General features: G+C 48.5%; 6 protein-coding genes. 5 read left to right on the top strand and 1 reads right to left on the bottom strand.

What is annotated here, in order from left to right; genetic code table 11:
• The first annotated feature begins 154 nt into the window (after positions 1–154).
• Both trpE and VGK02_00870 read left to right on the top strand, forming a co-directional pair.
• Positions 155–1,639: an anthranilate synthase component I gene (gene trpE, locus VGK02_00875; protein ID HEY3373603.1), complete on the top strand. Its 1,485-nt coding sequence runs from the start codon at positions 155–157 to the stop codon at positions 1,637–1,639.
• A gap of 169 nt (positions 1,640–1,808) precedes the next feature.
• Positions 1,809–2,279 carry an ATP-binding protein gene (locus tag VGK02_00870; protein ID HEY3373602.1) on the top strand — a complete coding sequence of 157 codons (471 nt, stop codon included), beginning with the start codon at positions 1,809–1,811 and terminating at the stop codon, positions 2,277–2,279.
• Between the two features lie 7 nt (positions 2,280–2,286).
• Here VGK02_00870 and VGK02_00865 read toward each other — a convergent pair whose 3' ends face one another.
• Positions 2,287–3,168 (bottom strand): polysaccharide deacetylase family protein, encoded by an 882-nt coding sequence (locus VGK02_00865; protein ID HEY3373601.1) that lies wholly within the window; start codon positions 3,166–3,168, stop codon positions 2,287–2,289.
• A 255-nt stretch (positions 3,169–3,423) separates the two neighbouring features.
• Here VGK02_00865 and VGK02_00860 point away from each other — a divergent pair, with 255 nt between their 5' ends.
• From VGK02_00860 to VGK02_00850, 3 genes are all read left to right on the top strand, one after another.
• The gene (locus VGK02_00860; protein HEY3373600.1) at positions 3,424–3,993 is read left to right on the top strand and encodes a sigma-70 family RNA polymerase sigma factor; all 570 of its coding nucleotides are present in this window, start codon (positions 3,424–3,426) and stop codon (positions 3,991–3,993) included.
• Positions 3,974–5,236 carry a DUF5667 domain-containing protein gene (locus VGK02_00855; protein HEY3373599.1) on the top strand — a complete coding sequence of 421 codons (1,263 nt, stop codon included), beginning with the start codon at positions 3,974–3,976 and terminating at the stop codon, positions 5,234–5,236. Before VGK02_00860 ends, VGK02_00855 begins: the two co-directional genes overlap by 20 nt.
• 229 nt (positions 5,237–5,465) lie before the next feature.
• Positions 5,466–6,761 (top strand): ATPase domain-containing protein, encoded by a 1,296-nt coding sequence (locus VGK02_00850; GenBank protein HEY3373598.1) that lies wholly within the window; start codon positions 5,466–5,468, stop codon positions 6,759–6,761.
• Positions 6,762–6,965: the final 204 nt, after the last annotated feature.

The following is a 6,965-nucleotide window of genomic DNA, read 5'->3' as shown; positions in this document are numbered from 1 at the left end:
TCAGTATGTTGCGTGTACCTCGAACAATGAGGCAGGCACATCTTTTTACCGGCAGAGCCGGCACAAGGAGCCTGTGAAATTGGGTGGCACCACGAGAAATTTAACCCTCGTCCCATATGGGATTGAGGGTTTTTTGTATTTATGGAGGTTTATTATGTATGCGCCGTCGAGAAGCGAATTTAAAAAATTAGCAGCCGGGCACACGATCGTTCCGGTATTCCGGGAGATTATTGCCGATATGGACACACCGGTATCGGCTTTTACTAAGCTTGGCGACGAGCTACATTCTTTTCTGCTTGAGAGTGTCACAGGCGGCGAGCAGCTAGGCAGATATTCGTTCATCGGGATCAACCCGTACCTTGTTATAACGGCCCGTGGAACGAGCGTAACGATAGAAGGCGAGCAGCAGGCACAGCTAGAGAACGTCGCCGACCCATTTGCGCTCGTTGAAGAACATGTGCTGGCGCACAAGCCGGCCCGGATAGACGGGTTGCCGCCGTTCTCGGGCGGCGCCGTCGGGTATCTCGGCTACGATGCTATACGATATTTTGAGCAGATTCCAGCTACAGCCGATAAAGACCTCGACATACCGGAGATGGTGTTTCTGCTAACCGATACCATGCTCGCTTTCGACCACATCAAACATAAGATAAAAGTTATTATCAACGTTCGCGTTGACCGTGATGACTTGAACAATCAGTATAGCCGTGCGCTTAAACAGATCGATGATATAATAGCGAGGCTTCGTCGCCCGAATGAACAAACCCAGCTCGTAGAGCTAGCGCGTCATAAAACGAGAAAATTTGCCTCAAACGTCTCGCAAGAGCGCTTCGTTGAAATGGTCAAGGATGCTAAGCGTTACATCTATGAAGGCGATATTTTCCAGGTGGTATTGTCACAACGTTTCTCTACCCCGCTTTCGATTGCACCGTTCGATGTGTATCGCGTGCTCAGGACTATTAATCCATCCCCGTATATGATGTATTTGAAACTTAGAGATTGTACGATTGCCGGCGCTTCACCGGAACCGCTTGTCCAGGTGCAAAACGGTATTGTCACGACGCGCCCGATCGCGGGTACGAGACCTAGGGGTAGAAGCGAGGAGGAAGAGCGACAGTTGGAACAAAACCTGCTGGCCGATGAAAAGGAACGCGCCGAACACGTAATGCTTGTTGATTTGGGGCGAAACGATCTTGGCAGGGTATGTACCCCGGGCACCGTAAGCGTTGGCGATTTGATGTATGTTGAGCGCTATTCGCACGTTATGCATATCGTCTCGACCGTGAGCGGCACACTGTTACCCGGCAAGAGCGCTTTTGACGCGTTGCGCGCAGCGTTTCCGGCAGGAACTGTTTCCGGCGCCCCCAAAATACGAGCTATGCAAATCATCGACGGGCTTGAACCCACCGCTCGGGGCCCCTACGCCGGCGTATATGGCTATATCGGGTTTAATGGAAACCTGGATTGCGGTATCACTATTCGCACTATTGTCATTAAAGATGAGCGGGCGTATATTCAAGCGGGAGCCGGTATTGTCGCCGATTCTGACCCCTTGAAAGAGTATGATGAAACGAAAAATAAAGCTCGCGCATTATTTGCAGCAATAGACCAGGCCGAATATACGGAAAACGGCTCATAAAAGTATGTGCTCTTGCAAAGAACACTGGTAGGGATAGAAGCCGGTTATTATTGACGTTGTCATCGCAGCATCCTAGAATTAAGTTGGAAATATGCTCGTAAAGACAGGTAAATTGGATGTATACCATACCACCCCATACCTGTCTGGCGCATAGAAGGAGACGGAGCGCTTGTCAAAAAATAGTCTAAAAATAATTGAGCGAGGTTGTACCGGTTGTCTGCTGTGCGATCATGGGCAACAGCTTCTAATAGCCAGTGAATCATCGAATCTGTCCCGCGTTAGAGATCAGATCAGATTGATTGGCGAACATTGCAGCCTTAGCGATCACGAGATTTTTGACATACAAGTTGCCGTGGGTGAAGCGGTAGCAAATGCTATCGAACATGGTTCTCCGGAAGGTACGGATAATTGTGTCGAGATTACCACGAACTGCGACGGCGAGTTTTTACTTATTATCGTTAAAGATGAGGGAAGATTCATTCGTCGCATGCCGGATCCCGCCCCGGACGCAGAGACAAATTTTCGCGGTAGAGGAATCCCTCTTATGCTGGCCCTGATGGATAGAGTAACAATTGACGAGGCCGCACGCGGCACGCAAGTTGTGTTGATGAAGCGATTGTCTAACCGCGGGGACGAGTAATACCAGTTTACCGCTTCACTTCTGAGTCATTTAGCAGTTGACTTACGGTAACAAATTTGTACCCTTTTTTTGATAAGGTCTTGAGAATTATAGCGGTTGCCCCCAAGGTCGGCGACCGTTTTTTAGAGAAATCAAAAGTAGTGTCATGCATTAACACGATAGATCCTGGTCGCGCATTCGAAATGACACGATCTGCTATTTTCTGAGGATCATTAAGTTTCCAATCATTTGAAGCGAGGCTCCAGGTGATGATTTTCCTATCATGGCGCGACGCATAAATAGCTAGCGGGATAAAGTGCAAACCGTACGGTGGCCTGATAAGGCCGTTCGTTTTAATTCCAAGCTTCGCAAAAACCCCATCTGTTTTCTCGATTTCTTGCTTAATCGTTGCGTATCTTAAGACTGCAAGCTGCGCGTGATCAAAGGTATGATTGCCAACTTCAAAACCTTGTTTATAAACTTCTTGCGCTTCAGACGGATAACTATCGGCCTGTTTGCCAATCATAAAAAATGTGGCTTTTGCATGATTTTTGTTCAACAAATCTAATAAGCGAAGCGTCGTTTTATATTTGGAAGGGCCGTCGTCGTATGTAAGAGCAATTTCCGGTTGTTTTGGGTGCGCGTCATAGTAGACGTGCCCGAATAATTCGCTCTCTGGGTTACAGCAATATTTGTAGTAGATTACGTTCTGTGTGACAAATGCGATTCCCAGCAATGATATGCCCAGAGCGGCATAGGTCACGATGCTCTTAAAACGAAAATTCTTGCGTTTTACGTAAAGGCCCAGACCACCGACGGCAACCGACGCAGTAAGTATCGGGATTAAGCTGAGGAAAAGCGCTCTATCGATTGATGCGGCCCGCCCCAAATGCACAATGGGTCCAATCATACACCCATTATAGTACCCCGTTAGAATAACCTCAACGCACATAGAGCTGGAATCTGTAAAGTAATTATAACAATTGTGCGGGGTAAGGTTACTTGGTCAGCTGTTTAACCTTATGTTTAGTTTGTTCGCAGTAATTGCGATTAGACCCCAAATTTGCCATAGTAAATAGGATAAGACCGGGAATTTAGGATAAATCTTGGCAAGAACCGTCACTATGTGGTGTTTCCTACGTTTTAAGGATTAAAGAATAAACACATGGATACCATGCCGAACCTTAGAGAACTTGTAGAGCGGGCGCAATGCTACGATGCGGAAGCATTCGGTCAGATTTACGACCATTACTACAATAAGATATTCAACTTCGTCTACTACAAAGTGGGTAGTAAAGTTGAAGCAGAAGACCTGACTGAACAGGTGTTTTTAAAAGCATTGGAGAATATTGCCGGGTTCGAGTGGCGCGGCGTGCCATTTTCGTCCTGGTTGTTCCGGATAGCATCGAACCTGGTTGTCGATTTCTACCGGGCTCGCAAATACGAAATCGTCGATATTGAAGATCACATCAATATCCAGGTTGACGATGTGTGGGGCCCCGAGCAATCGGCGCTTCGTGAGCTTGAACGTAATGAAATTGTTGATGCGATAAAGATGCTTACCGAAGAGCAGCAGCAGGTCATCACTTTGCGGTTCATAGGTGGTTTATCGAATGAAGAGGTTGCACAGGCTATTAATAAGAGCGTAAATGCAGTTAAGGCTTTGCAACACAGGGCGATCGGCACGTTAAGTAAATTCTTAGGCGGGGTTAGAGATGGATGCGGGCATAGATAATATCCTGGCACAGTGCATAGACGATATTGAAAATAACTGTAAAACGGTTGAAGAATGCTTGCGCGTCCACGAGAATTTGCGCGAAGAGCTTGAGCCGATGCTTGCCGCCGTCGAAAGCGTAAGACGAGCCGGATGCGTCAAACCGGATGAGCGGCGTAAACGTGAAGCAAAAGAGAAGCTGCTGGCAGCGGTCGAGCAAAAACGATGGGAAGCGGGGATAGCGCGTACGCCAAGCGTTTCGGATAAGAAACGTACCGGTTTTAAGCTCGGCGTCCTTCCGGCTCGGACGGCAATGGTTGTGACCTTGTGTCTCGCATTGAGCGGCGGCACGGTTGCGATGGCGAGCAGCAGCGCGCCCGGAAACCCGTTATACCCGGTAAAACGTACGGTTGAACGTCTTCGGATAACGTTGGTGCGCGATGATCTTGCCAGAAGCAAGCTCTATCTTATGGCTGCCCAGGAGCGTGTTGTCGAGATCAATAAGCTTAAAGAGGGCGATGTCCGGCGCGCCGAACTTGCGACAGAGGCTGAAAGAGATGTTGAATTGGCCGAGACTTCCGTGGGGAGCGTCGCTTTTGGAGAAGCGACGCCCGCCAAGAAATTGCAGAATGATTGCACCCATTTTAAGCAAGAGAACCGCGCGTTGTTTATTAAGGTAAAGAAGACTAAAGCAAAGATCAGAACTACGCAGGGCGGGCCGGCGTCAAAACCTCTCAAAAGCATCGAGCGGAAGGGTATTACTAAAGGAAGTAACGGCGGCATGCATGATGACAATGCGCGCAACGGTAACAAAAATGACGTTGGCAATGAGGCTATAAAGCGTGGAGACGACACAAATAACGCTAATAGTAACAGTACCAAGCGAAACGACACGAGAAATAATGTTATAGAGAATACCGGCAGCAAGCAGAACTATGGTAATAGCAGCGGCGTTACGGGGCAACATAAGAACCAGAGCGATACCGGCAATGAAGGCAAAAATGAAAGTAAAGATAGGCGCGGCAACACTAGTAGCAAGAAAAAGAATACTAGCACCAAGAAAAGCCGCTTAGGGGGCGCAAAAACCACAACGACCACAGAAGAAACCAAAACTACCAGAACTACCGTAAAGCACACTTACGTGCAAACTCAGAATCAAAGCACCGCTACAATCATCAAGAATCATAAAGATACAAAGCGTGTGAACGGGCAGACTGCCACCACAACCACAAAAGCGAGTGAAGGATACTCCGACGACCGCTAGGCGCTTGCAGAGTATACGCTAGAATCTCAAGACTAGCACAAATGAGCGGTTATACGCTCCGCTTCTCATCTTATAAGTTGCCCTTTTCATCGTCTTCCAATAAAATGTAATTGTTGCAATTGTTGCGCTTATTCTTGGAAAGCGCAGAAACACGGGCAAGTGCCTGCTGTTTCAGGGATACCATTGTATCAATTAAAACCTAAAAACCGGCTTTGAGGGTGAAGAGGACATGATGGAAGAAAGGTCAAGAACTGGTGTAAGCAGCTTAGACGGCTTGCTTGGCGGCGGTCTCTATCATGGGGCGGCCTGCATGATCAAAGGTGCTCCCGGCACAGGGAAGACCACGCTGGGCCTACAGTTCCTTGCGAATGGTATCGAGCAGGGGGAAGCCGCACTGTACGTAACGTTTGAAGAATTCTCCGGGTCTTTGTATCGAGATGCGCGTTCGATCGGCATTGATCTCGAGAAATACGAAAAAGACGGTACGCTCAAGATGATCTTCACAACCCCCGAGGTGTTCTTGAATATGGTCAAGAAACCGGGCGGCGAATTTGACGAGATTGTCTTACAGCACGGTGTTAAGCGCGCGGTTGTTGATGCCTTCAATCATATCGAATCAATAGCCGAGGAGCCGAAGCGCATGCGAAGCCTCGCCTATTTTATGGTTAATTCCCTCAGACGACACCAAGTTACCAGTTTCTTGTTGCAAGAGGATAAACTATTCCTCGGTGATGTGGGCGGTCTTGAATACGGTCTTCCCTATATCGTCGATACCATTATCCAGCTCAAGTATGTCGAGCTGGAATCAAGAGTGCGCAGAGCGCTTCTTGTTTTGAAGCACCGTGCCAGCAGGCACAGTAATGAAATCCTCGAATACACCATCACCGATAAGGGTTTTGCGATCGGCGACCAGTACGAAGCCGATCACGTAATAAGCGGTTCTGCTACGCGAAGGTCTTCAGTGGAGGGGCTGGTGAGCTACCTATCGGATACCGACGCGTCGATGGATGTCACAGTAGAGCTTATTGAAGACGCGCTCACCAAGATGGGCCAATCGCTTCCCGAAGAGCACTACGCAAATGAGGAAGAATTCCTGGGGGCGGTCGAGAAAGGCGAGGCCGGCATCTCCAAGCTCGAAGCAAATCTTATCGGGCGCGGAAACGGTATATACGCGACACCGGCATGCCCGTTTAAACAGAATATTATCGAGCTAAGCAACAAGAATCACGAAGCATTCCTGGCGCTTACTGAGCGCTATAGAAAGAAATATCCTGATATGGCCGTAGTTCATCCGTTCTGTGTTTGTCATCAGAATGTTAGGGAATTAATTCTCGGGAAGACATACGTAGGCGGAAAGCCGATCAAGAGCGAGACTCTGGCATGCAAGAGCAATGTTCTGGGGCAGACAAGCTTCGGCACAAAGGCACTTGAGGCAAACGGGTTAGACAAACTGGACGCGTGCAGCATGCTGGGTTCGGACGTGTGTTTGTACACCTTGCAGATTAAAAAAGAGCGGGATTCATAGGATATAGAGCGGCGTGCGCCGGTATACTTGACAGGGCCGGTGTACCATGATATCCTTTTCCTTAATCACATACATAAGCCGTTGATGGGGAAAGTAGGCTTAACACGCTAACGGGTGATAAGCGAGCCGGGTTTGGTGAGAGCCGGTGCCTTTGTTAGAAGCCGAGTGGGCCCCTGAGGTGTAGATGCGAACAAGAACGTTTTA

It is taken from the genome of Candidatus Aquicultor sp. (assembly GCA_036504445.1).
GTDB lineage: Bacteria > Actinomycetota > Aquicultoria > Aquicultorales > Aquicultoraceae > DASXVE01.
Note: the sequence above shows the minus strand (reverse complement) of the source record. Positions and strands in the feature narration are given on the sequence as shown.